Origin of the sequence: Paenibacillus oryziterrae (genome assembly GCF_042610485.1) — a bacterium.
GTDB lineage: Bacteria > Bacillota > Bacilli > Paenibacillales > Paenibacillaceae > Paenibacillus_AQ.
The window spans coordinates 1-24611 of sequence record NZ_JBGJZO010000027.1 but is presented as its reverse complement, the minus strand read 5'-3'; the positions used below and the strand labels follow the sequence as shown (position 1 = coordinate 24611).

Sequence of the window (24611 nt, the reverse complement as noted above, 5' to 3'; positions counted from 1 at the left end):
TCCTCTCGGTCTTTTTAATAGTCTGTGGTAGAAGGCGTCATCGTCAGCGAGATATCCAAATTGCCATTCAGGCAGCGGATTGCATCGAGGAATTCCTTCTGATTGGTGAACTCATCGATTCTTACGCCATATACCAACTCATATAAGCTGCCAAGCTCGGTCGTTCTGATCTTGCGAAGCTCGTAGCCGACATTAAATTTCTTAAATACATCCTGAAAGGCTTCCTCATATCCCAAATTCTCTGGGATCGTTACCTTAAGCAACTTCTGAGTCGTTTTATTGGCACCAAAGTTGATACGGCTGAGGATAAACATGAGTGTACACAGGATGACTGTGAATAGTACCGCATATCCGAAGGAACCTACTCCGCAGGCAAGGCCGGCGGCCATCGTAAACAGTACATAAGAGATATCTTTAGGATCGCCAGGCGCGCTTCGGAAGCGGATAATGGAGAAGGCTCCAGCAAGGCTGAAGGCTCTGGCAACGTTGCTGCCAATAAGGAGGATGATAATTGCCACAATCGAGGGCAGCAGCACCATGGTCAACGTGAAATTTTGCGAGAATCCGTTCGGATTGGTCTTCATATAGGTTAAGCTGATGATTCCGCCAAGTGCGATGGATACTAGAATGGTTATAAGTGCATTTGTAAACGTAAGTTCTGTCGTTGTTAGTGTAGTATTGAAGATGGAATCAAGCATAAAGGGCACTCTCCGTTTCGATTTTACTGTTCTTCAGCATTTTCTTGTATTCGTTGCCGTACTTCGAGAAGCTTGTGCGGTACATCTGATGCTCCGAGAGCATTTTGGACAGCCACATCGGAATGGTCTTCTCCGCCTTCACTTCCATGAGCCATTGGCCCGGTTCCAGCAGATGCTCGCCATGGGTACCATGCTCCAGCTTCAGATCATAACGGCGGCTGCGGATATTCGTATCGAAGGTGATTCTGAGATCACGGTTGTTTTTGCAAAAGAGTGCTTTGCGCTCGTAGGCCAGATACACCTTAGGCTGTAAATCATACCGCGTTAAGAAGTAGGTGATTTCATTGATAACCTGCTGGTTCATGTAATCCTTATACTCTGGCGCGATGCCTGTACGGACAAATTCGTAGGCTTCATTCAGCTTAAGCCCCGTTCTCCGCTTGTTGACCAAGCCGAAGACCTTCTTCTTAATCTCCAGATATACTTTGGCGTCCTGGCCTGGTACACCGTAAGCTCTTAAGCGGAGCTTTTCCTTATATTTAGGCTTCGCCAGGCTATTGCGGATCAATGCATCGTTCGCGGTGTCATAATACAAATTGGTGATGGAATAAAAGTCATGCATCTTGTTGTAATCATCGAGTTCCATATATTCCAGCAGTTCATTGTATAGTTTGTTGTAAGCCTCCGTATCGAACAAATATTTGTTCTCATACCGGTTGAATACTTCAATCGCCATAGGGTTCAGATCCTTTCTGTATCGTGTGCTTCGAGCTTTACCCGTGCTGCTCATGTCTGTATCTTAGCGGCTTAACCTTTAGTGAATCTTAAATGGTTTTACATTCGCCGAATCTTTTTTACATTGCGATGATAATCGTCCTCCGGATCTTTATTTGGAGGGTGTAACTACGGTGAATGTTGGACTTCCGGCCCCGGTTGTTAAGGTTGGTTAAAGGTAATCTTGCTATAATGAAGCAAGTAAACAAGCAGACATTTTAAACAGAGGATGGCATGCCCATGAGAATATTGATTGTAGAGGATGAGCTTCATCTGGCGGAGGCGCTGACCCAAATATTGAAGAAACATAATTATTCAGTAGACGCTGTCCATGACGGACGATCGGGGCTGGATTTCGCATTAAGCGGGATATATGATTTGCTGCTGCTCGATATTATGATGCCGGAGCTGGATGGCATTCAAGTATTGAAGAAGCTGCGGAACGAAGGCGTGGCTACTCCTGTTATTTTTCTTACCGCAAAGGGAGAGATTACCGATATGGTGACCGGGCTGGATTTTGGAGCGGATGACTACATCGCCAAACCTTTTTCCTCGGAAGAGCTGCTGGCCAGAATTCGGGCGGTACTGCGGCGTAAAGGCGAGGTGCTGCCGGACGATGCTTTAAGATTCGGGGATATCGAACTGAATACGTCCACGCTGAAGCTCTCTGCCGGGGGCAAAGAAATCAAGCTGAATTTAAAGGAAAGTGAATTGCTGGAGCTCTTGATCGTAAGAAAACAGGCGGTAACTTCCAAGGAGCAGATCATCGAGAAGCTGTGGGGCTTTGATTCCGAAGTGGAGCACAACAACGTGGAGGTTTACATCTCTTTTTTGAGAAAAAAATTCACCTTCCTGAACTCGGCCGTGCGCATCGGCACGATCCGTGGCGTGGGATATGTACTTGAGGTGACAACGTAATGTTCACGAAGCTCAGAAACCGGTTCCTCATCGTTAACCTTGTCACGATCTCTCTGATCATGCTTGTGGCGTTCGGCTCCATATACATCATTACTTATCAGGATGTAAGAAGCGACATTAATATGGAGCTGAACCGGATCCTCGATTTTCATAGAGATGGCGATGGACCCGCCGGACACAAGCAATCTGGTGGAGCATTTACCGATCCGTCACTTATGGACAAAGGCCCTATGAACAAGGGCGATTCACCGCCCGAAAGATCCGTCTCTTTCATGCTGCGGACGGATGCCGAGTGGAAGCTGACCTCCTCTGATTCCAAATTTCAGATGGATAGTGAGTTTTATGAGCAAGCCCTGAAAGAAGCGGTATCTATCAATAAGGACACCGGGGAGTTCAATCTCGACGGGAGCCACTGGATTTATACCAAACAGCCAACGGCAGACGGGCATATGCTTGTATTTCTCGATATCACCGCGCAGCAGGAAATTCTGAAGAAACTGATATACACGTTCACAGCTGTCGGATCAGTGATGCTGATTACCCTGTATTTTGCCAGCCGTTTCTTCGCTAACCGTTCGATTCAACCCGTGAAGGAAGCTTTCTATAAACAAAAGCAGTTCATCGCCGATGCTTCCCATGAATTAAAGACGCCGCTCGCCATCATTAATACCAATGCGGATGTTCTGCTGGCCAATCAGGAAGATACCATTCACAATCAGTCGAAGTGGCTTCACTACATCAAATCTGAGACGGAACGGATGGCCAACCTGACCAGCGATCTTTTGTATCTAACGGAAATGGATGATTCCAAAACGAATATGGTCTTCACGACGTTCAATATGAGCGATGCGGTAGAACATATCATTTTGACGATGGAGGCGGTGTTCTTTGAGAAGCAGCTTTCACTTGAATACGATATTGAGCCTGACCTGACCGCGCATGGCAGCAGTGAGCAGATTAAGCAAGTGGTGATGATCCTCGTGGACAATGCCGTGAAATATACGAACCCTAAGGGCGAAGTTATCATTTCCCTGAAAAAACAGCATAACGACATTATGCTATCCGTCACCAATACCGGGGATGGTATAGCTCCTGAGCATCTAACCCGTATTTTTGACCGCTTCTACCGCACGGATGCATCCAGAACGCGCACGCAGGGTGGCCACGGCCTCGGACTGGCGATTGCCAAATCGATTATTGAACAACATAAAGGGAAAATTTACGCTAAAAGTGTAGTAGGTGAATCTACTACCTTCTATGTTCAGCTCTGAATTCATGGTGGTTTAACGGGGAAAAGGCCGTGGTAATAATAATAAAGGGGAAGCTACGTCGATTAGAAACTAACCGGGAGGATGATCGATATGCATGAACCGGATTCACACGAAGTCCCTATTGCCCGTCCTGAGGAACAACCTGACCTGCCAACACAAGCCGTGAATGCCATTGAAGACCTATCCGGGGTGCACCCCGGATACCGCCGTGCACACGCCAAAGGCACGTGCTGCCGGGCGTTCTTCCGCCCGAGCGGCCTTGCCTCTCCGTTCACTGCCGCACCTCATCTGCAGGAAGATCAAATCAATGCCATTGTAAGGTTCTCCGGCAGCTCTACCGATCCGGCCCTGGCAGATCTGCTGTCTCCAGCCAAAGGAATGGCTGTTCAATTCAGCCTTCCGGACGGCAGCGTAACCAGTCTGGTCGGGGTAACGGTTCCGGTCTTTTTTGCCCGGACACCCCAATCGTTTCTGGAAATCACCCGCGCCGCCCACCATGCGCAGGTTAGCGGTTTAGGTGTGCTTGACCTCATCAAGGAGATCACCATCCACTTCAAAGAAAGCAAAGAAAGCTTTCTCGCTATCAAACAACTACAGCCGCCTGCCAGTTACGCCGAAAGCCGTTATTTTTGCATTCATGCTTACTACTTCGTGGATCAGGAAGGCATCCACCGTCCTGTAAAGTTCGAATGGGTACCCGAATCAGGTGTACGGACCTTCACCGTCAAAGAAGCGCAGCAGCAGCCGGATAACTATCTGGAAGAGGATCTGGAGCTGCGGTTCAAGGATGAGCCTGCAATCTTTCAGCTGGTTGCTGTATTCGGTCAGGAAGGAGATCCTACCGATGATCCCACCCGGGCCTGGCCGGATGACCGTGAACGAATAGATTTGGGCCGCCTGCATGTATCGGAAATCATCAACGAGCCGGAAGGGCTGATCATGGACCCGACAGCAATTCCTGCCGGCATGGCTTTATCGGAGGACCTCATCCTTCATTTCCGCCATGCTGCGTATGCCGAGTCATTCAGCAGACGCCAGAATGGCCGATAACCCGGATGTCCGGGGACAAGACCATTCGAATCGCTGGTGATAATACCTCTGCGATTGTGCATAAAAACCTCCGGTCACGCTCAATCTAATGTTTAGTGCTCCCATGAGCGCTTCAATGACCAGGAGGCGATAACGAAATGGCAAAGCCGGATAACCGGGCAGATAATGTCGAACATTTGCAGCAAAGTATTCAGAACACCCAGGAGAACCTTCATGAAGCTGAAGATTATTTAACCAAGTATTCCTCCGAGATCAGCAGCGAGGAACGCAGCCAAATTGAAGAAAAGAACGACCGCCGGAAACAAAGTATCCAAGGCTTCCGGGAAGAAGTAAAAGATGAAGCCGCACATGCGCGGGAGCAACAATAAAGTTATGAAGAAACGGGTACCGTCCTTATAGGGGCGGTACCCGTTTCTCGGATAAAGTATAATGTGAAGCTTATGCTTTCTTGTATTTCAACCCAAGTGATCCACCTGCAGCCGGGTTGGGCCGTTTGGGTTAATCCTCTATCTTCTGCGGTAGAGATCCATGCTTTTGTATCCGGCACCCAGCACTTTGATCATCTCTTCCCGGCGTTTGGCTCTGGTCTCCTCTTAGACGGCACTATAGAGATAGCGAGATCAAGGATACATATTCGTCAACTCTCTGACTTAGCTTAGTGGATCGATTTGAACATGATGGCCCTTCTGATAGTGGTTATAACCTCAATAGTAAAGGGATAATGCGAGTTTCATTAGATATTTAGTATTGCTGAAAACAAGCCGCATACTCAAAATGGTGCCGAGCACAGCGCCTTTATGCAGATAATTGAATCACAGGGTGGTTCCGTATATGATAGCTTTATCATTGTTATAAAGGGAGGCTTCATTTCACGTGGCAGTATTAATCAATGAACAGATCCGAGCATCCGAGGTGGTGCTGACCGGACTTAGAGGCGAGAAGCTGGGAGTGGTCTCCCGGGAAGAGGCACTGGCGATGGCCCGCGCACAAGGAGCGGACCTGGTATGCACTTCGCTAATGAGCAGCCCGCCGCCTTGCAGCCTGATGGCGAAGGGGAAAGGGAAAGCTGCCGTGCAGAAAGACAATGCGGCGCGAAAAGCGGATTCCGGGCGTGCTTCCGGGGGAAGCAGCAAGGAGAAGGTCAAGGAGCTGCGCTTCACTGCCCATATCGAAGAGCATGATTATGATACAAAGCTCCGGCAAGCGGACAAGCATCTCCGTTCCGGCAAGCCGGTACAATTGGTTGTGAAGGCATCCGGTGCGAAAGAAGCGGCTGCCGCTAAGACAGTGATTGAGCGGTTGGTGGCCGACCTGAAGGAAGCCGGCGTGAAGGATACCGGAATCCAGACAGGCGGCAAAGGTTCTCAAGTGAAATTAAATCCACGCTGAGTGTTGCTGGATCGAGCGCTGCACAGCTTTTTGGGTTCCACACTGCCTCATGTCCCGCAATAGGTCCGGTACGGGCAGGCTGACTTCGATGCCGGGGCAGCATACTCTTCCTGTTCAGCGGTATACGCATACGGAGCTGCAAGGACATCCAGCAGACGCTCCATGACAGAGAAATCCCCGTGGTCTACCGCAGCTTCCAGCGCCTCTTCCACCCGGTGGTTGCGGGGAATCACGGCGGGATTGCTGCTGCGCATCAATTGCTGGGAAACTGCCCTTGATTCCTCCTGCCGGTTTAGCCGGGCCTGCCACTGCTCATGCCATCGGGTGAATTCCGGGATGCCTGAGAGTGCCGTCTCCTCAAGATTATCCAATGTCAGGGCCCGGAACGTATTCGTATAGTCCGCCTGGTGTTTCTTCATGATATCGAGCAGATCTCTAATCATCGATTCGTCCTCTTGCTCTGCTCCAAAAATCCCCAGCTTCCCCTTCATTCCAGCCAGCCACTGCTCATTAAATAAATCCACGAACTCCGAGATCGCATCTTCAGCAAGTTGTACAGCCTGCGCCTCATCAGTGTCCAGCAGCGGCAGCATAGCTTCGGCAAGTCTCGCCAGATTCCACGCCCCGATCTGGGGCTGATTGCCATAGGCATAGCGGCCTTGGCGGTCAATGGAGCTGAATACGGTTGCCGGGTCATAGTTATCCATAAACGCACAAGGACCGTAATCAATGGTTTCTCCGCTAATGGCCATATTATCGGTGTTCATAACTCCGTGAATGAAGCCGACAAGCTGCCACTTGGCTATGAGGCTAGCTTGCCGCTTAACCACTTCCCGGAGCAGATCCAGATATCGGTTCCCGCTGGTGTCGTCGATGTCTTTGAAATGTCTGTCCAAGGCGTAGTCTGCCAAGACCCGCAACTCCTCTTGCGTTCCCCAGCTTGCAGCATATTGAAACGTACCCACACGAAGATGACTCGAAGCAATGCGGGTTAGAATGGCTCCCGACAGGCTGGTATCCCGGTTAACAGTCTCACCTGTGGTCACAACGGCCAGACTTCGGGTTGTAGGTATGCCTAGCGCATGCATGGCTTCACTGATTATATATTCGCGCAGCATAGGCCCCAGTGTAGCCCGGCCATCGCCGCCGCGGGAATACGGTGTTCTGCCGGAACCTTTCAGTTGAACATCCAGCCGCCCGCCTTCAGGCGTAATCTGTTCGCCTAGCAGTATCGCCCGGCCGTCCCCCAGAAGGGTGAAATACCCGAACTGATGACCGGCATACGCTTGGGCCAATGGCTGGGCCCCTTCAGGAATACGATTACCGGCAAATACCGCAATGCCCTCTCCGCTGCGCAGCATTCCGGCGTTTAACCCCATCGATGCCGCAAGCGCATCATTAAGAATGACCAGCTCCGGCGAGCGGACAGAACCCGGAAGGGTTGTGGTGAACAAAACCTCCGGCAGGCGGGCATAGCTATTATCCAAGTTCCATCCGGGTAATCTATTCGTTTCTGTTTCGGGTCCTATCCCTAGTTCTATTCCAGCTTCTATAGCTTCCTTATTCTCCTTCATGGTATCTCCTCTTGAGTCGTTAATGAATTGCTACGGACTTTGCAACGGACAAATGCACCCTTAGTGTTCGCGGCTTGTCAGCGGGTTATCCTCCCACTTGATAGCCCTATTCTCTTCTACTTACCCGTTGTGCTGCATTCCTGATACATATGCCTGCTCCTACCAGATGAATTATTTGCCGCTCCCCGGTCTTCAGCCGATGTAAAAACTAAAAAAGACCGCATCTCTGCGGTCTAGACTTTAATAAAATTATTCTTTAATAATTGTTGTTTGCTCGGGACTTCTGTAACGATATAAGATACCGTCTCTTTCTCGCACAGCTTCAACGATCTCTTTCTCACACAATACCATAAGAACCTCTTCAAGGAGCTCTTTGGATCTGCCTATATGAATTGCTAATCCTTCAATAGTGTGAAAAGCATAGGGATTCTGTTGAAAGAAAAGAGTACATTCTATTTGCAGCAAGATATTAATTTTATACTTCATATTCTTCGCCTTCCTTGCTATAAATAACAGCTACTTGAGTATAAAGCAAAGCTAATAGAAACTGGAACCCCCACACCTTCTTATAAACTTACTAAAGTGAATTAGAATAAGAAAATATTACTATTCATTAAATAATAAAAATTACAAATTTTCGTAAATTTTCTTGTACACTACTGCAATGGCTTTACTTCTATCTTTAACATCAAGTTTCTGGAATATATTACTCATGTGGTTTTTTACTGTATGTTCACTGATGTATAACCTCTTGGCTATTTCTCTATTTCCATACCCTATTGCTACAAGCTGAAGAACCTCATTCTCTCTCTTTGACAATTGCTCCAGCCTACTCTCCACACTCATACTAGAGAATAATCCGAGTTTATCATCTTCTGATAGATCTGCTTCCAGGAATGAATTCTTTCGAGTGTTTTCTTCAAACAAGTAAATTAAATTATGAGAGAAGCCGTTCATTACTTTTGAATTTGAACCTTTTTGATAATTATAAGCAATTGCCAAAATTTGAGCTGATACGGAATCAGGTGCCTGGCTGGTTGAGTGCCATATCTGGAATTCTTCGATCACATTCAACAGTTCTTCTGAGAACGAGTGTGAACGGAGTATCGCTAAATCATAAAATAAAATAGGACAGATCAATAACACTTGACGCTGTTCCTGTTGCGATATCGGTAGAAATGGCAAGACACTGGCAACGTATGAGTGCGTTGCTTGTAATTCCAAATGTAGTTCAGGATTCCATTGCTGCAGAGCGTCTTTCAGCAATTGTACACGGGCATGTTCCTCCAACTCATGCAGCATCAGTTTCTGAATCAGAACAGTATATAAGAGTCTGAAGGCATCCGCATAATAATTGGCTAATCCTGACTTTTCACTCTTTACCTCCACACATAATAACGATACCAAGAATCCATTGAACAGAATTGGAACTTCAAGAACATTGCGTCCGGAGTTCCATTGAGACAGCTGCTCCTCACCAGAAGATGTGGACTCCTCACTAAAATATCTTCTCATCAAATCCGTAGTTACACCTTCCAACTCAGACTTACCGATGCCACGAGAAAGAAAGTGCAGCTTGCCTGCTCTGAACTTATCCTTATAGAGGAGACAGACCATTGTTGTTTCAGTTATATTTAACGCAGCATCGAGCAGCAGATAGAACAGTTCTTTAACTTCATTGGTTTGTTTGATCGATTTGAACAACTCAAAAACTATTGACATCAAGGAGTTCATTTCATAATGTTCTGATCTTAATCGCTGATTTGTTAGATGAAACTGCAGCAAGCCAGCACTTATCTTTAGAATGTCCGAATTCTGAAACTCCGAATTTTCGGTGTAATTTCCTCCGAAATATACTCCATCTAGTACTGTTCCATTAAATATAGGAAAACAAAACAACTGTTTAACATGAAGATTAAGTCTTTTGAAGAAAGCGCTTCTTGGGTCTTGATCTACATGATTCCACTTTTCGAATTTTGTAGTTGCAGCAACTCTTCCCAGAAATCCTTCACCTAAAACAAAACTTTGCTGGTTTAAAACTTCTCTTTCCTTCCCCCATACATTTGAAATTAGGAATGAATCAGCTTCAGTTCTAACCGCATATCCTAAAAATTCAACCTGTGGGATGATCGAACTGAGGCTCTCCAAAAAATTATCACTGATAACGTTTGGGCTATTCAATCTTCCGATAGCTTTCTGCAAATTATATAACTGCTGATCGTATTTTGCTGAACCCATGTTACTCATAAACAAAGTACTTATTAATCCGGCGTAATACTCAAAATACTGAAATAATTGCTTGACCTCTTCGGTCAATATTGTCTTAATTTCACCATATTCCGTGAACATTGTATCCTTCAGACTTTCATTATTAGAAACTTCTCGAAATAAACCCGACCAGATGTAATACTGTGCTTTGTCTGCAATCACTACCGGGTACAGAATAAACCTAGTTCCAAGAACCGGCTTAAACTGCCCCTCTATTAATAATGGGGTCTTGGGAGTCCCATAATTTTTTATTGTTGTTTTCATATGTTTTTCTATAGAAAATTTTCTAACAATATTCCCCATGCAAGCATCTATAATCGAAGGCGGAATTTCATATTTTCCTGCTGAATCAGTCAGAAAAATTGATAATTGAACTTTTAGAGAGAATCCTTCCTGCATCATAAATAGACCTTCAGGACTATATTTCATTTATCATCCGCCCCATCTTAGGTTGTTAGTCACATCTATAATACCATTTTCTGCATTTTTTAACGATGATTTAACTCATGTTAACTTGAATTAAATAAACCCACCACATTTATATATATGGAGGGTTTAAACCTTCTTTCATAAGTATATTGTTTTAAGAGTCCATTCTTTTTTTTGAAATAACCAGGGAAACTAATGAACCATGCTGCTCAATTTCTACAGCATCGCATAAACTCGTAATGATCCTTAAACCACGGCCTCTGGAGGATTCTGTGGGAGTATCTGAATTTCTATCCAAACTAAATAAAGACCCTTGTTGAATTACCTTAAGCCTCATTCCATCATAATACAACTCCCATTTAATCCAGAATCTAAAGAAGGAATCCGTGTGCTCTATCACATTTGTACAAGCTTCTTCCGTCACTAACTTTAGAAAAATTGTATCTTTGGGAGTAAACCCTGTTTCTCCAGCATATTGTCCCGTCATATCCATAGCTAATTCGATATCGGCTCCTCCCGACATGGGTAGGCAATACTGCGCACAGGGGTCCTTCATCACGTTACCTCCTAGTATTACGGGCCTGAATCTTTTGTTAGGAAAGACTACACATTAACTTTTTCACTCCACAATTGATTCGTTTTATAAGTGAGCTTCCGGTTAAGGTTGTACTTCTCTTTATCATTCTCTACTTTATGCCAGTGAAATCTATTGCGGCCATTTTGTTTACTGTAGTACATAGCACGATCTGCTTTCATAATTAAAGTATCTACATCATCGCCATCCCTTGGGTACATACTTATTCCTATACTTACAGTAGCAGTCAAATTCATCGAGATAAATTCTACTGAATTTCTCAAAGCAAGCAATATACGCTCCGCCTTATAATTGATGTCTTCGTATTCTAAATAATTATGTATTAGAATTACAAATTCATCGCCGCCTAAACGGGCTACTGTATCATTGCTTGCCACTTGGCCGGAAAGAATTGTGGAAATCGCACATAGAACCTCATCCCCTTTTCGATGGCCCATGGAGTCATTAATTGACTTGAAATGATCCACATCGATTAACATTACAGCAAGTTTTGTCTTATCCACCTTGGCAATATTCAAAGAATGATGGAAATTTTTATAGAACAGTGCACGGTTAGGCAGACGGGTCAGATGATCATGATAAGCCAAATAATGCATCTCCTGCTCATTCCGTATTCTCTCTGTCTGGTCTCTGAGTGTTGTGAAAATCCGGAGTGATTCTCCCTCTTCACTAACTATAATTTTGGAATTCAATAAGCACTCCAAAATCTCGCCGCTTCTGGTAACAATAGATACTTCTGACTCACGAGTCTTTATTTCCTTTAACAATTTGGGCAACACGGTTTGCACAAACGTTACTTTTGAAGATGAAGTTAACAGATCAGCTATATTCTTACCTACTATTTCGGGGTGCGTATACTGAATTTTATCTAAAAAATATGTATTTATATCACTAATAAATCCTGCTTTATCCATAGCACAGATCATTACAGGAGTATAATCAAACAAAGTTCTAAGCCGCTCTTCCGATATCCGCATTAATTGTTCCCGCTTTTTTTGTGGGGTTATATCAATTGCGCTTCCTAGTACTTCAATCAGTTGATCCTTCACCAGAACAGGCGATAGCGTAAAAAGATACCAATGTCCTGTATGTTGAATTTCAAACGAAGTATGAGATCCTTGGAATGCCCGATTGTGATGCTCTCTAAAAATAAGTAGGTCTTCGCCTTTGAAATAGGTTCTTAATTCCTCACTAAGTAATAAATCATTGGTAATTTTCATTCGCTCTGCCAATTTACCACCAGTGACTGTGAGCGTCAGTTGATCTGTAAGACTATCCTTTTTTACTCTATATACCAAATTCTGCAACTTACTCACTACAACATCAATGCTGTTTTGTCTAGGTGCTAGTACAAGTTCCTTTGGCTCAAACTGATTGGATTCACTTGAAATATTTATTCTTAAGGCAATTTTGATCCGTATGAAGAGATCCGTGTACCGAAGTGGTTTCTCTACAAAGTCATCCGCTCCAGACAATACAGCCTCTTCAATCCCCTCATGCTCTACTTCTCCTGTAAGCATGATAATCGGAAGTGAAGCATATGAAGGGTTGAACTTAATCTGCCTGCACAAATCTGCACCGTTTATACCTGGTAAATTGATATTCATCAGGACCAAATCTATGTTTATACCTTTGGAGTACAAATCCTCAAGGATACCCACACCTTCATTTGCAGAATGGGCCACAGTAAGGTACAAAAATCCCATTTTCCGAAGCATGATTCCTAAGATTGAACAAGTTTCTATGGAGTCTTCAATAATTAAGAGCTTCTTAGTATTCATCATCAGCAACCACCTTACATGTGTTTTTTACTCCAGTTGATTAGTGCAGTATACGCGGGGTCTTAGTGATGAGGGGCTGTATCTTTGGTAAAGTGATGTTCACATTAGTTCCTTTATCTATAGTTGTATAAAAGCTAAGTGAACCATAATGCTTCTGAACGATCGTCCGGCATAACATAATCCCCATTCCAAACCCCTTCTCCTGAGTTGAAAAAAAGGGTTGTCCTAGATAAGGGAGACGCTCCAGTGAAATACCAGTGCCGGTGTCTTCAATTTGAATGTGTACATAATCCTGCTCATACTCACCTACCTTAATCGAAACAACACCGCCTACTGTCATCGAATCCACAGCATTTAACAATAAATTTACTATTAATAAGTGGATTAACTTCTCTTCACACTGTATTTTGTGATTATATTCACATTTAATTTCAATTGAAATTTGAGCTGCCTCAAGAATAGGATTTATTTCTTCAAAACAGGTTCGAATAAACGATGAGACTTCTATATTATTTAATTCCATTGTTTCAGTGTGATCATATTTCGCCAGAAGTTCTAAGCCATCCATTAGTTGTTCGATCATATTGATCTGTGTGTATATAGTATCGAAATGTTTCTGGCTAATGGAGTCTTTTAACAGATTAATATAGCCCTTAATCACCGTTACTGGATTTCTTATTTCATGAACAATGCCAGCCGCCATTCGCTTAACTATCTTCATATCATTCATTAGCATCACCCCGCTTTTAACCATTAAGTTCTCTTTATCCCATCCTTCCTAAAATTTACTCTTATAATCAGGAAATAGGTACCACTCTGCTTTCCTAATTTATCTTCCCAGACCACTCATAAGAAACTGCTCCTATTTACAATTAGGAAATCCATTTTCATTCATTATCATGTGCGTATTCTCCATTTCTCCTGAATGCCGTTACCCTTGCGGTATGGTCACATATTTTATCAATAGCTAGAATGGATCATCACGGATAAGGGGAGCGATGTAATGGAAGCCGGCCCAAGTAAGGTTAATCTCAAGCAGGGAGTTTCCATTATTACCTGCACAAACCGCCAGAGCTATCTAAGGAACCTGTTCAGCAATTACGCCAGACAACGCCACGCTAAAAAAGAGCTCGTGATCATTGTGAACAATGATGCAATACCTCTTGCACCTTATCAACGCTTAGCGAACAAGCACAGCAACATACAAATCATGCGGCTTCCGGGTCATCTCACCCTCGGGGCTTGCTTAAACTACGCGGTCAAGAAGACCAAATACAGCTTTATTGCCAAATTCGATGATGATGATTATTACGCCACGGGTTATTTAACGGACAGCATGCGGGTGATGTCGCAGACAGGCGCCGATATTGTAGGCAAACGCGCTCATTACATGTACCTAAATGGCAAAAAACTGCTCTTGCTCCGTTACTATAACAAGGCGGATCAATACGTTAGTATCGTTCAAGGAGCAACTCTCCTCGCTAAAAGATATGTGTTCAGCCGCGTCTGGTTTCCTGATCAGAACCGGGGGGAATGTGTTAAATTTTGTTCAGACTGCCTGACTAAAGGCTTCAAGATCTACTCCGGCAGTCCTTACAACTTCCTCGCGATCCGCAGACAGAACTCCAGGGGCCATACCTGAATCGTCAGCTACAAACAGCTCTTAAAAAGCGGGGTACAGGTGCTATGGACGGGGAGTATACGAAAGTTTGTCAGCCGGGATTAGTCGGTTCCAGATGAATATAATTACGTATGCCAAAGACCGCTATAGCATGCTATAGCGGTCTTCTTATATGCTTTATTCTAAACTTGTACGACTTTAATTAAATTGGTGGTTCCCGCCTGCCAGATTGGAATACCTGCACAGAGAACAACCGTGTGGCCTTCATGGATCATTCCGGTACTAAGCGCATGGCGGGTAGCCGATTCGAACATTTCATCCGTGCTGTGAACCCGTTCGCCAAGGACCGGAATAACGCCGGAGAGCAGACAGATCCGGGCCAGCACCACCTCTTTCGGGGTTACGGCGATAATCGGCGCCGCCGGACGCTGCTTGGAAATCATCCGAGCGGTAAAACCGCTCTCAGTAGCGGCGATTATCGCTTCCGCTCCCAGGATTAGCGAGACGTTGACTGCACTCTGACTGACCACTTCCGTTACCGAGTCCCGCCGCCAGCCTGCTTTGCTGTTGAACGCACTCTGGTAATCAATCATCAGCTCTGCTTTGCGGGCTACGGCTGCCATCATCCGCACCGACTGGACCGGATACTTGCCCGCCGCCGACTCTCCTGACAGCATTACGACATCCGCTCCCTGAAGCACCGCATTTGCCACATCACTTACCTCTGAGCGCGTCGGGCGCGGATTGACCTGCATCGACTCCAGCATATGTGTGGCGACGATGACCGGCTTGCCGGCATGATTGCACGCCTCAATCATCTGCCGCTGCAGCATCGGCACATCTTCAATTGGCACCTCGACACCCAAATCGCCTCTGGCGACCATAATACCATCTGAGGCTTGGATAATATCAGCTAAGTTATCCATGCCCTGGCTGTTCTCGATTTTGGAGATAATCTGCACATGTCCTGATCCGCTGTTCTCCAGAATGCTGCGGATTTGCCGGATGTCATCGCCGCTGCGCACAAAAGAAACAGCAATCATCTCGATGTTCTCGGACAGCCCGAAATGGATATGCCGGATATCGCGTTCAGTCACCCCGGGAAGTGTGGTAACGATGCCGGGAAGGTTGACACCTTTGCGGGGTTTCAAGTTTCCGCCGCTTACAATGCGACATAACATCTCGCTGCCAGCTACATTTTCCACGGTCAGGTCAATTAGGCCATCGTCTATCAGAATGCGGTCACCCGGCTTCACAACAGCAGGCATGTCCGGATAGTTAACCGAAATTCGCTGCGCATCGCCGAGAATCTGTTCCGTAGTCAGCGTTAACTGCTCGCCGGGGATCAACACGCAGAATTCTTCCTTCAGCTTCCCAATCCGCACTTCGGGTCCCTTAATATCCATCATAATGGGAATACGGGTGCCTAGTTCACTTGCTGCCTGACGGACACTGCGGATACGGGCCGAATGCTCCTCAAGCTCCCCATGCGCCATGTTCAGCCGTGCTACCGTCATTCCGGCTTGGATCATTTCCTTAAGCGTAAGCAGATTCTCAGATGCGGGTCCGATCGTACAGATGATTTTCGTCCTTAGCATATTTGATTTCCTCCTATGGCTTAGATGCTCCGATATTCAGGTTCCTCGCTATTACTATACCCATAAACCTCTGAAGCCAAATGAATGAAGCCCTCTCCACCAGGAGGCACAATCATACGCCGTGAATTACTCATCAACATTGCTTATATTACTCGCTGGCAAAAACCTTCTCATTCACCAGTCCGCGGATAAAGGTCTCAAAGTTTGGTGCCAAATACGTAATCTTGTATCCATTCTCCTGATCCACATGGACAACCTCCGGCTCGCCGTCGTTGCCGCCTGCCCGGTAATCCAGCATCACCACATCGTGGCCTGCGGAAGGGCAATCACAAATGACTACACCGATCTCAGGATAATCCCATTCTTCAATCATAAACCGGCTGCCGGAATCCCCGCACAGCGAATGGCTCTTGTCCCGCCCAATGCCGTAAATCCCAGAAATCGCAATATGATCTTTAGCCCAGGAGGTTGCTTCCCCTGTAGGATAACAAGTGTTGCGGGGAATGCCCCCATTATGTAGCTTCATCATCGCAACATAGAAAGCAGGCAGCTTGAAGACCAGCTCATCTTGCACGGATTCAATCAGCTCGTCAGTTGGTGGTCCGGACACGTATTGATCCAGAGCGTATTCGCTGTCGTCCCAGAAGTTTGTGAAGTCGAAATCAGTTGCAGGTGCCTTAGCCGCTTGTTTAACCGGTTTCTTGGCGGGTTGTTCCGCCCGTTTCGTGCGAACCCAGTCCAGGAACTCCAGCGTATCCTCATCGTCAGGCTCCAATTTATCCGCCTTTTTGAAATCCTTCAAGGCCAGATCATATTGCTCCAAATAGTAATGGGACACCCCCATGCGGTAGTGCCAAAGCGCGTCCTCCTTACCCTCTTCGCTGATGGTCATCAGCTGCTCTATGGCCTCTTCATACTGACCGAGATTAATCATCGCTCTGCCCAAATGGCCGGTCAATACATAGTCTCTGTCCTCTGCGGGAATCTCCATAATTGCATCTACAATTTCCTGATATTCATCCTCTTCATGCCATTCATCCAGCTGTGCCAAAAGATCCTCACTCATCATTTTTGCCTCCCAGTGCAATAACTGTTCTACTAAATAGAAATTATACCATTGTCCAGCAGGTACTCTCCAGTACACAGACTCCTTGCAGCTAAAAAGGAGATCCGAATTGTTATATAATGTGAGTATCCTGTTATATCCCAATGGATCTGGTTTGGAGGAGATCATTATTATAATTCCCATGATTTATCATTCTCAAGAACACATCGCAGCCATCCTCAGGTTAGAAGAGCAATGTAACCAGCTGGAGTCCATCACTATTCATGCAGGCATTGAGCATCTAGCAAAAGAAAATGGGGACCGCGCCCTGCTCTGTTATCGCGATGATCAGCTGGCGGGTCTTCTAAGCTGGTATACCGTCGACGGTGTGATAGCCACAATCAATGCCATGGTGCATCCGGACTTTCGGCGTCAAGGCGTGTTCCGCAGTTTATTGCAGCGTGCAAAAGCAGATATGCAGCCACTGGGCATTCAGCGGCTTAGCTACCGGATTCCCCAAGGATCAGAAGCCGGTTTCACAGCCGCTCAGTCTCTGGGAGCTGTCTTCAACAGGTCGGAATATTCGATGACCTATGCCCATTCTGAACTCAAACCTCCCCGGGATTCGGACCTGCGTCTTTGCCCTGCCGAACCTCAGGATTTTGAATTTATGGTCGCTTGCTCGTCACAGGCCTTCGGCGACTCAGAGGCTTGGACCAGAGAATATTTCACCCGCACGAACGAACCCAGCCGCACAACCAACATCGCCTGGCTGGATCATATACGGGTGGGGCTGATCCGGTTCAATTCCATTAATGAGTCTACGGTATTTATTCATGATTTCTGCATTTGGCCATCCAACCAAGGGAAGGGGCTAGGAACGAAAGTTCTCAAGTCTGCTGTTGAACTCTTGTTAAACAAACAGTATACCCAGATTCGTCTTGGAGTCGTTACGGAGAATAAACGGGCCTTAAATCTATATCTCGACGCCGGCTTTGAAATCGTCTCCGAGTTGCATTATTATACCGGGGGTTTATCGGGATAAACAGCAAGCGTTAGAACACCGGTCACCAAAATAAAACATTAGTCTACCCAAAAAAGGACATGGACAAGGTAATCACCTTGTTCCATGTCCTTTTGGCCTTGTGATAAGCTACACAGTCCGTTTCCACGGACGATTTGTAGGAGACTTCCTTACTTTCGGCAAGACCTTGTTTATAGTAAGCTGGCTTCTTTTCTTAAGATTGACCCGCTTTATGGAACGATATTGGACTGAGATCATTCTTTTTCTTCTTAGTCTTAATTTCCTTCTCAATCTGAGTCTTAACCGCAGCCGGTAACGCAACGATCTGCGATATCTCCGTCTACGCGGCTTCACGGCATGATTCACCGGAGCTGGAGTTGGAGTTGACGGGTCAGAGGGCGCTGACGGAAGGTTTCCCTGCGGCAGCATTGCTGGCGGCACGGAAGCAGGCCCCTGATTAAGTTCTCTGTTCCACGGGGTCATGGCAAGATAATTAGTGTATAGCTGTGCTGCGGGTGAATTAACATCCCACCATTTACTGTCCCCGGCGAAGTGAATTATTTTATTGGCAATATCGAGATCAGCTTGAGCGAACGTATTAAAGCGCAGATCCATTTGCACATAATTCGAGCCATACACGGCATTCAGAACATCCTGATCGGGCATGATCATCGCAGGATGACTACGCAGGAAATGGAGGATGTCTTCATACCATGTTGTTTTATTACGGATGTTATTCAGATGAAACAGTATCACACCTGAGTTAAAGTACTGCTCCGCACCAAGACCCAATGAAGTGAAATACTCTTCCATATTTACACCCTGATCCTGTACAGCACCCAAATACCGGTCCCCCAGATCGATACTCCACAATTCGTTAATATCCATATTGACCATAATATCGCAGTCTAAGTAGATCACCCGTTCTACCTGAATAAAAAGCGGGAGCAGCAAACGGTACATGCTGGCAATGGTCCAATAGTCGATTTGATTCACTCCGGCCGAAGCTTCATACATATCCCCCGGAACTGTTACATGGTAGAAAAAGATGTTGTGATGAAAATTATTCACCAACTGGGTGAGCCTTAATTTATTCTCCTCACTTAGGGTATCGTCATGCACAATGTGGACATTGATCGTCTGCTGGGTATTGGCAAAGACGGATGCAAGCACAACGCCCGCATGTTCCGTATAGCTCCCGTCCTTATCGTTAATCGACAACACCAACTCAATCATTTTCAAGTATCACCTGCCCCTAAAGGTTGTTATGCACAGTCGCCTGATGCACTAGACTACTCTAAGGTATGTGTCTACCCTGTGGTATGGATTGGACTATTCCCCAGTAATTAAAGGCGAATGTGAATCATTCTACAGATCCGGATGGATTCTTGTAACCGTTGCACGGTCTCCCAGGATATATCGGGCGGGCCGGGCCAAAGTCTCTTGTTCAGCCAAAGAAACATGTGATCCAAACACACTTCCCTCCGCATGAATATGGGACAGGGTAACCTGATCAGTCAAAATGCTATTGGTTAGAATGCTATCCTTCACAACGCTGTCCGGACCAATATACACGTGAGGTCCAATAACACTGTTCATTACGCGCGCGGTGGGATCAACCTTAACCGGGGGGATCCACTGAACTAGGACGTGATTGCCGGGAGGAGACACGAGGTTCTTAGGATCATGATCCATCTGATACTGGTTAGCCGCAAGCCAGCGGTCATGGGTCCCGATATCAAAAAAGGGTGCCGTTGTTATGCTATAAGCAACAGGTCTGCCTTCTGAAATCAACATTTGGATGGCATCCGTTAACTCATATTCACCACGCGGGGAAGGCGCAAGCTTCGCAATGGCCGGCCAGATGGCTGCGGTTATCGCATACACGCCAACAATAGCCAAATTCGATTTGGGATGACGGGGTTTCTCTTCGAGACTGACAATCTGCTCATCCTGAATTTCGGCAACACCAAATTGCCCCGGATCCTTGACCCGTTGAAGCAGTATCGACGCAGCGTATTTATCCGCGTTCAGTGATGCAATCAATGGTTCTAACTCACCCTCATACAAGTTATCACCGAGCATCAACAGAAAGGGGGAAGCAGCCACAAAAGATCGCGCGCTCTTGACCGCATCTGCCAGTCCTTTCGCTTCTTTCTGTAACAGATACGTTAAAGAGGCATTCCAACGTTCCCCATCCCCAATGGTCTCCTTGATCTCCCCTTGTGAAGGGTTCACTACGATTCCAATATCGCTAATTCCGGCAGCAACCAGCTTCTTAATAATGGAGACCAGAATATATTCACCGTTAACGGGTAACATGCACTTCGGTTTGGTATAAGTCGAGGGCTGCAGTCTTGTTCCGCGGCCGGCGCACAAGATTAATCCTTTCATAACCACACCTCCTACTCTTATAATCTGAAATCTCCGGAAGTCTTTGAGGTACGTTCTTTATATTTTATGCACCAACTGTCAGGGTGCTTGGATATCTATTTAGCCGTATCGACCGAATAAGGCAGGTTCTTTCATCAAAAAATAAGACACTTTGATTCCCGTGTACACGCGGATAATCAAAGTGTCTATTAACATGTATAAACAGTTGACTGATATACTTTAGGATTGCTCTTTATTCGCTAATTGCTCCTGGGCCAGCCGGACCATCTCGCGAACCATCGAACCGCCGATTTTGCCGCCGACTTGCCCTACCGATTCCGTAGTCAGGCCATCATTCCCGCCCGGCTTCAGGGATACACCCAGCTCCCTGGCTACTTCGTATTTGATGTCATCCGGATGGTTCAGATCAACGTTATATCCTTCTTGCTTCATAACCTCTGCTTTGAACATCTGCATGCCCTCTCCTACCCCCGGCACAGCATATTTTCTGCTTCTTCTTGCCATCATGTACCCTCCCTTGTTGTCCTTTCACGTAACATGCCCGGAGGTGTAGCATTTCATCCCGCTATTATTGAGCATCCATTGGATAGGTGAAGACCGTCCTCATTTTGTATTTATTGACGAATTCAAATTGTAGCTCTGACTTGCTCTCCCCTTCAGCAATAAATTGAAGACCATCGTCTTTGAACCCTGGCATTTCAAGCGGATTAATACCGAACTCCTTATAGAGAAGAACCGCTTGATTAGCTTCTGTATCGATTAACGTCAGTAGTCCTTCTTTCGAGGAACGAACGATTAAGTAATTCTCGCCTATGGCTTCAACAGCGTAGCTATCCTCTGGTGTTCCGGCTAACTTAGAGATATTCCAAGATTCTATTACGGAAGCATCAGGTGCAATTAATCGAATAGTATGGCCATCGTTCATCACTGCGTTACCTTTGTAGGTCTTCAGATTTTCAGGAGAGAACTGCCAATAGTGCGCATTGGATTGGCGCAGTATGGCACCCTTTTTCACAAACAGGTTAATCACAGTCAGGTTTATGGAAGGCTCTCCGCTGGAATTTTCAATCGTCACAAGGTCCGTATCTTCGCTAATCTCTACGTTAGTAATCCTTGTATTCCCTATATACCCTGGTTCGAGTTTAGCCGGGGATATTCCCAACGAGTGAACAATTCCTGCTGTATCACGCTTATATAAAGTGCCGTTCACACCGTTTATAAAATACGCATTATTCGTTATCTTGCCGTCACCAACAAATTCAGGAAAGCTAATTACGGCCTCACGGCTTTCAGCATTCCATTTCAATGAGCCTCCAATGGCATCATTCACAAAACGCAAAGGTACATAGAGATGCTTATGGATCTGCTGAGGGCCCGCGGAATAGACGACGGTCTTGCCATTGACTGCTCCTATCCGGCTCCCGACCTTTAACCTCCCCTTCGTGAACATATTGGTTATGGAGATTACTTTCGTAGTTTCATTGAAATCAACGGTTCCGCCAGGGATATACAGGCCATCCAGCGGGAGCATGACAGTTCCATTCAGCAAGGAAGGAGCCCCGGATGAAGAGGTAATCTGCGAGTTGTTAAGATAGATCCGAATAACAGGTGTTGTAGAGGACTGCGCTGTACCAGAAGCGGCTGATACACCCGATGGACTGGACTGAATTAAGCCAACTATAATAACACTAAGCCCAATAACCCGAATGATCTGCTTCACTATTTTCAACAATGATCCCTCTTTCTCCACCACTATCACTCCATCCACCAATTTTTTCAATTTTTCACCTTTCAGATAGATACGAAGAATGAAACCATTTGTTGCGCTATCCTGCCCGGCCCTGCTGTTAGCACATGCCATGTCCCACGTAATACCTTTATTCTCAAGATGCTTCTATACTATAATTTATTACAAAATATCTTCTATATTGAGGTGCTCCCGGAACAAATGCCGATCGTAGAAATCATCTCATGGCTTCTCTTTCTTGCCGTCCTGATATCCGTACTTTCGATCGTGCTGAAGAGCTGGAAGAACGGAATATCCCCTATGCCTGCATCAGAGCCTGTCCGAAAGGCTGTGGCCGCAGAAGTGAACCGTATTCCGGGGTATGCCAATATCGTGGAGGCAGGCTCAGGCTGGGGAACACTGGGGCTTGCTGTAATCCGCCATTGTCCCGGCAAACGTTTGACGGGCATTGAGAATTCAAGCATTCCTTTATGGTCATCCCGGCTGCTTGTGCGTTTAGCTGCCCGCTTCCCTTCCACTGCCGACCACCGGGATATTCTACGCAATAGAATTCACTTTCAGCGGGGAGATATTTACCGCAACTCTTATGAACATGCCGACATCGTCCTTTGCTACTTGTTCCCTGGTGCAATGGCGCGGCTAACGGATAAGTTCAAGCAGGAGTTACCTCCCGGCGCTGCAGTGATCAGCGTGTGCTTCGCCCTGCCCGGCAAAACACCGATCCGTACAATAACCTGCGGGGATTCACTGCGGACGAAGGTATATGTATACTCTTTTTAACGGCTATGCATTGTAATCTCTAGCAAAGGGGCTACGCTCATGATCGACAAGTCCATTACAGAAGGTGTTATTCGCACACGCACCAAGCTCCGCAAGGATCTGCTGATCTCCATATTTGATGAATTCGACAGTGGCATTATGGGGTTGAGTGCTGAGAAGCGAGCGGAGAAATACGCGAAAATGTCGCAGAGCCCTTTCTCCTTCTTCCGGGGTAGTGCGTATTTGTTCTACTTTGATGCCACCAGACAATACTTTCCCTATCACACCCCGGGAGACCGGCCCACCTGGATTCAGGGAGATCTGCACTTTGAGAATTTCGGCGCGATCCGTAGCAGTGACGGTGATATTGTCTATGATGTCAATGATTTTGATGAAGGATATGTAGGCTCTTATCTATACGATCTCCTGCGAATGTCATGCAGCATCGCCCTTGTGACTAGACAGCTGGGGTATGAATCGTCCGCGCAGCAGCGCTTAATTGAGAACTATATCCATTCCTACTCCAGGCAGATTCACCGTTTCAGTGACGGCAAGGACAACCCCGAAACATTCCATGTGGATGAAGACTCAGCCAAAGGACCGGTGAGAAAGCTTCTGCGCAAGCTCGAGAAACGCAAACAGGCACATTTTCTGGAAAAAGTAACGTCTCAAATGCAGACCGGCAGAGTATTTCTGGAGAATTCAGAACTGGCCGTTCCCGGGGAAGCCGAACAAGCCCTCTTGGAGAAGGCATGGAGCTTCTATACTCAGACCGTGGTTACCCACACTTTTAACGAGGATCACTACCGGATTAAGGATATGGCTATCAAACACGGATCAGGAACCGCATCGATCGGGCTCGACCGCTATTATATCCTCATTGAAGGTGGTCATGCGGAGGAAGATACTGATGATACGGTACTTGAGGCCAAAGAAGTCCGTGTTCCGGTTCCAGCTTATTTCCTTCCCTATTCCGAATCTTTTTGGCAAGTTTTCGGGCATCAGGGCAAACGTGTGGCAGCTACACAACAGGCCATGCACCACCAAGCAGACCCTTATCTGGGCTTCCTCACTATAGAGGACAGAAACTTCTATGTGCGGGAACGTTCTCCCTATAAGAAAAGACTGAAGTTAACAGACATCGATACCATGGAAGACATGACCCGCGTACTTGAGGTAATGGGCCGCTTAACCGCGAAAATGCATGCCCGCGCGGATGCCGACGTGGACCGTGGACTCCTTCCCTACCATAGTGAGCAGGAGATTACCAAGGCCATGGGAACCGACCCGGAGGCTTTTGCCCGTTACCTGTCCGAGTGGGCCTCCGCGTATGCCAATCAGGTAGAGAAGGACTACACGATGTTCACCGAATGGGTTAAAGAACAATTCGTTGAGGCCGGCACTGATTAATTCACCCCGCTTGGCACCCGAGTGTTACCAATTCGATCAGGATATTGCGATCTCCATGTACGGAAGCAAGGCGGCATATGATGATGTATATCAAAAATCGCTCCAAGCTGTACTGGGTCTTACTGAAAGCCTGAAATCGTCCGGCAACTTATATACGATTAAAGAGAGCGATCATATGATGTTTGAAGTGCACCCCTTAGAATAGACATTGGAAAAACCCCTGGGTAAATCCGATGTAATTCCAAGGGGTGCATTTTTTATGCCAG

The 24611-nt window shown here is 46.3% G+C and carries 24 protein-coding genes; 10 read left to right on the top strand and 14 right to left on the bottom strand.

The window, feature by feature from the left end:
• Window positions 1-14 precede the first annotated feature (14 nt).
• Together ACAN55_RS20805 and ACAN55_RS20800 are read right to left on the bottom strand one after the other, a co-directional pair.
• A complete protein-coding gene (locus ACAN55_RS20805) occupies window positions 15-698 on the bottom strand; it encodes a DUF4956 domain-containing protein (protein ID WP_379137387.1) in 684 nt (227 codons plus the stop codon).
• Window positions 691-1434 carry a polyphosphate polymerase domain-containing protein gene (locus tag ACAN55_RS20800; RefSeq protein ID WP_379137383.1) on the bottom strand — a complete coding sequence of 248 codons (744 nt, stop codon included), beginning with the start codon at window positions 1432-1434 and terminating at the stop codon, window positions 691-693. The genes ACAN55_RS20805 and ACAN55_RS20800 overlap by 8 nt, the downstream gene beginning before the upstream one ends.
• Before the next feature lie 278 nt (window positions 1435-1712).
• Here ACAN55_RS20800 and ACAN55_RS20795 point away from each other — a divergent pair, with 278 nt between their 5' ends.
• From ACAN55_RS20795 to infC, 5 genes are all read left to right on the top strand, one after another.
• Window positions 1713-2390 (top strand): response regulator transcription factor, encoded by a 678-nt coding sequence (locus tag ACAN55_RS20795; RefSeq protein WP_379137380.1) that lies wholly within the window; start codon window positions 1713-1715, stop codon window positions 2388-2390.
• Window positions 2390-3661, top strand: a complete 1272-nt coding sequence (locus tag ACAN55_RS20790) for a sensor histidine kinase (RefSeq protein WP_379137377.1) — start codon at window positions 2390-2392, stop codon at window positions 3659-3661. The genes ACAN55_RS20795 and ACAN55_RS20790 overlap by 1 nt, the downstream gene beginning before the upstream one ends.
• Window positions 3662-3751: 90 nt before the next feature.
• A complete protein-coding gene (locus tag ACAN55_RS20785) occupies window positions 3752-4711 on the top strand; it encodes a catalase (RefSeq protein ID WP_379137374.1) in 960 nt (319 codons plus the stop codon).
• Between the two features lie 137 nt (window positions 4712-4848).
• Window positions 4849-5079: a small acid-soluble spore protein Tlp gene (gene tlp / locus ACAN55_RS20780; protein ID WP_379137371.1), complete on the top strand. Its 231-nt coding sequence runs from the start codon at window positions 4849-4851 to the stop codon at window positions 5077-5079.
• Window positions 5080-5584: 505 nt separating this feature from the next.
• Window positions 5585-6100, top strand: coding sequence for a translation initiation factor IF-3 (gene infC / locus ACAN55_RS20775; RefSeq protein ID WP_379137369.1), 516 nt, complete (start codon window positions 5585-5587; stop codon window positions 6098-6100).
• Window positions 6101-6147: 47 nt separating this feature from the next.
• Here the strand turns inward: infC and ACAN55_RS20770 are convergent, their stop codons facing one another.
• From ACAN55_RS20770 to ACAN55_RS20745, 6 genes are all read right to left on the bottom strand, one after another.
• Window positions 6148-7674: a protein adenylyltransferase SelO gene (locus ACAN55_RS20770; protein WP_379137366.1), complete on the bottom strand. Its 1527-nt coding sequence runs from the start codon at window positions 7672-7674 to the stop codon at window positions 6148-6150.
• Window positions 7675-7923: 249 nt separating this feature from the next.
• Window positions 7924-8160: a hypothetical protein gene (locus tag ACAN55_RS20765; protein ID WP_379137363.1), complete on the bottom strand. Its 237-nt coding sequence runs from the start codon at window positions 8158-8160 to the stop codon at window positions 7924-7926.
• Window positions 8161-8301: 141 nt separating this feature from the next.
• Window positions 8302-10371 carry a helix-turn-helix domain-containing protein gene (locus tag ACAN55_RS20760; RefSeq protein ID WP_379137362.1) on the bottom strand — a complete coding sequence of 690 codons (2070 nt, stop codon included), beginning with the start codon at window positions 10369-10371 and terminating at the stop codon, window positions 8302-8304.
• A 154-nt stretch (window positions 10372-10525) separates the two neighbouring features.
• Window positions 10526-10927 carry an ATP-binding protein gene (locus ACAN55_RS20755; RefSeq protein WP_379137360.1) on the bottom strand — a complete coding sequence of 134 codons (402 nt, stop codon included), beginning with the start codon at window positions 10925-10927 and terminating at the stop codon, window positions 10526-10528.
• A gap of 47 nt (window positions 10928-10974) precedes the next feature.
• The gene (locus ACAN55_RS20750) at window positions 10975-12747 is read right to left on the bottom strand and encodes a two-component system response regulator (protein WP_379137356.1); all 1773 of its coding nucleotides are present in this window, start codon (window positions 12745-12747) and stop codon (window positions 10975-10977) included.
• Window positions 12748-12787: 40 nt separating this feature from the next.
• Window positions 12788-13468, bottom strand: a complete 681-nt coding sequence (locus ACAN55_RS20745; protein WP_379137354.1) for an ATP-binding protein — start codon at window positions 13466-13468, stop codon at window positions 12788-12790.
• A gap of 282 nt (window positions 13469-13750) precedes the next feature.
• On the opposite strand from ACAN55_RS20745, the gene ACAN55_RS20740 reads away from it, so the two are divergent.
• The gene (locus ACAN55_RS20740) at window positions 13751-14389 is read left to right on the top strand and encodes a glycosyltransferase family 2 protein (RefSeq protein WP_379137351.1); all 639 of its coding nucleotides are present in this window, start codon (window positions 13751-13753) and stop codon (window positions 14387-14389) included.
• A gap of 161 nt (window positions 14390-14550) precedes the next feature.
• On the opposite strand, the gene pyk is transcribed toward ACAN55_RS20740, so the two are convergent.
• Together pyk and ACAN55_RS20730 are read right to left on the bottom strand one after the other, a co-directional pair.
• Window positions 14551-15966, bottom strand: coding sequence for a pyruvate kinase (gene pyk, locus ACAN55_RS20735; RefSeq protein ID WP_379137349.1), 1416 nt, complete (start codon window positions 15964-15966; stop codon window positions 14551-14553).
• 148 nt (window positions 15967-16114) lie between these two features.
• Window positions 16115-17032, bottom strand: coding sequence for an SMI1/KNR4 family protein (locus tag ACAN55_RS20730; protein WP_379137346.1), 918 nt, complete (start codon window positions 17030-17032; stop codon window positions 16115-16117).
• 181 nt (window positions 17033-17213) lie between these two features.
• On the opposite strand from ACAN55_RS20730, the gene ACAN55_RS20725 reads away from it, so the two are divergent.
• Window positions 17214-18056 (top strand): GNAT family N-acetyltransferase, encoded by an 843-nt coding sequence (locus tag ACAN55_RS20725; RefSeq protein ID WP_379137343.1) that lies wholly within the window; start codon window positions 17214-17216, stop codon window positions 18054-18056.
• 108 nt (window positions 18057-18164) lie between these two features.
• Here ACAN55_RS20725 and ACAN55_RS20720 read toward each other — a convergent pair whose 3' ends face one another.
• From ACAN55_RS20720 to ACAN55_RS20705, 4 genes are all read right to left on the bottom strand, one after another.
• The gene (locus tag ACAN55_RS20720) at window positions 18165-19271 is read right to left on the bottom strand and encodes a glycosyltransferase family 8 protein (RefSeq protein ID WP_379137340.1); all 1107 of its coding nucleotides are present in this window, start codon (window positions 19269-19271) and stop codon (window positions 18165-18167) included.
• A 132-nt stretch (window positions 19272-19403) separates the two neighbouring features.
• On the bottom strand, window positions 19404-20429 hold the full coding sequence (locus ACAN55_RS20715) for a sugar phosphate nucleotidyltransferase (RefSeq protein ID WP_379137337.1): 1026 nt from the start codon (window positions 20427-20429) through the stop codon (window positions 19404-19406).
• Window positions 20430-20648: 219 nt separating this feature from the next.
• Window positions 20649-20933, bottom strand: coding sequence for an alpha/beta-type small acid-soluble spore protein (locus ACAN55_RS20710; protein WP_379137334.1), 285 nt, complete (start codon window positions 20931-20933; stop codon window positions 20649-20651).
• Window positions 20934-20997: 64 nt separating this feature from the next.
• Complete coding sequence (locus ACAN55_RS20705; RefSeq protein ID WP_379137332.1) at window positions 20998-22161, bottom strand: copper amine oxidase N-terminal domain-containing protein; 1164 nt, start codon at window positions 22159-22161, stop codon at window positions 20998-21000.
• A gap of 216 nt (window positions 22162-22377) precedes the next feature.
• Between ACAN55_RS20705 and ACAN55_RS20700 the strand changes: the two genes are divergently transcribed.
• From ACAN55_RS20700 to ACAN55_RS20690, 3 genes are read left to right on the top strand one after another with little or no spacing between them, the layout of a single operon-like run.
• Window positions 22378-22956 (top strand): class I SAM-dependent methyltransferase, encoded by a 579-nt coding sequence (locus tag ACAN55_RS20700; RefSeq protein WP_379137329.1) that lies wholly within the window; start codon window positions 22378-22380, stop codon window positions 22954-22956.
• A 39-nt stretch (window positions 22957-22995) separates the two neighbouring features.
• Entirely contained in the window at window positions 22996-24345 is a 1350-nt protein-coding gene (locus tag ACAN55_RS20695; RefSeq protein ID WP_379137327.1) for a DUF2252 domain-containing protein, read from the top strand.
• A gap of 10 nt (window positions 24346-24355) precedes the next feature.
• Window positions 24356-24550, top strand: a complete 195-nt coding sequence (locus ACAN55_RS20690; protein WP_379137325.1) for a hypothetical protein — start codon at window positions 24356-24358, stop codon at window positions 24548-24550.
• The last annotated feature ends 61 nt before the right edge of the window (window positions 24551-24611 follow it).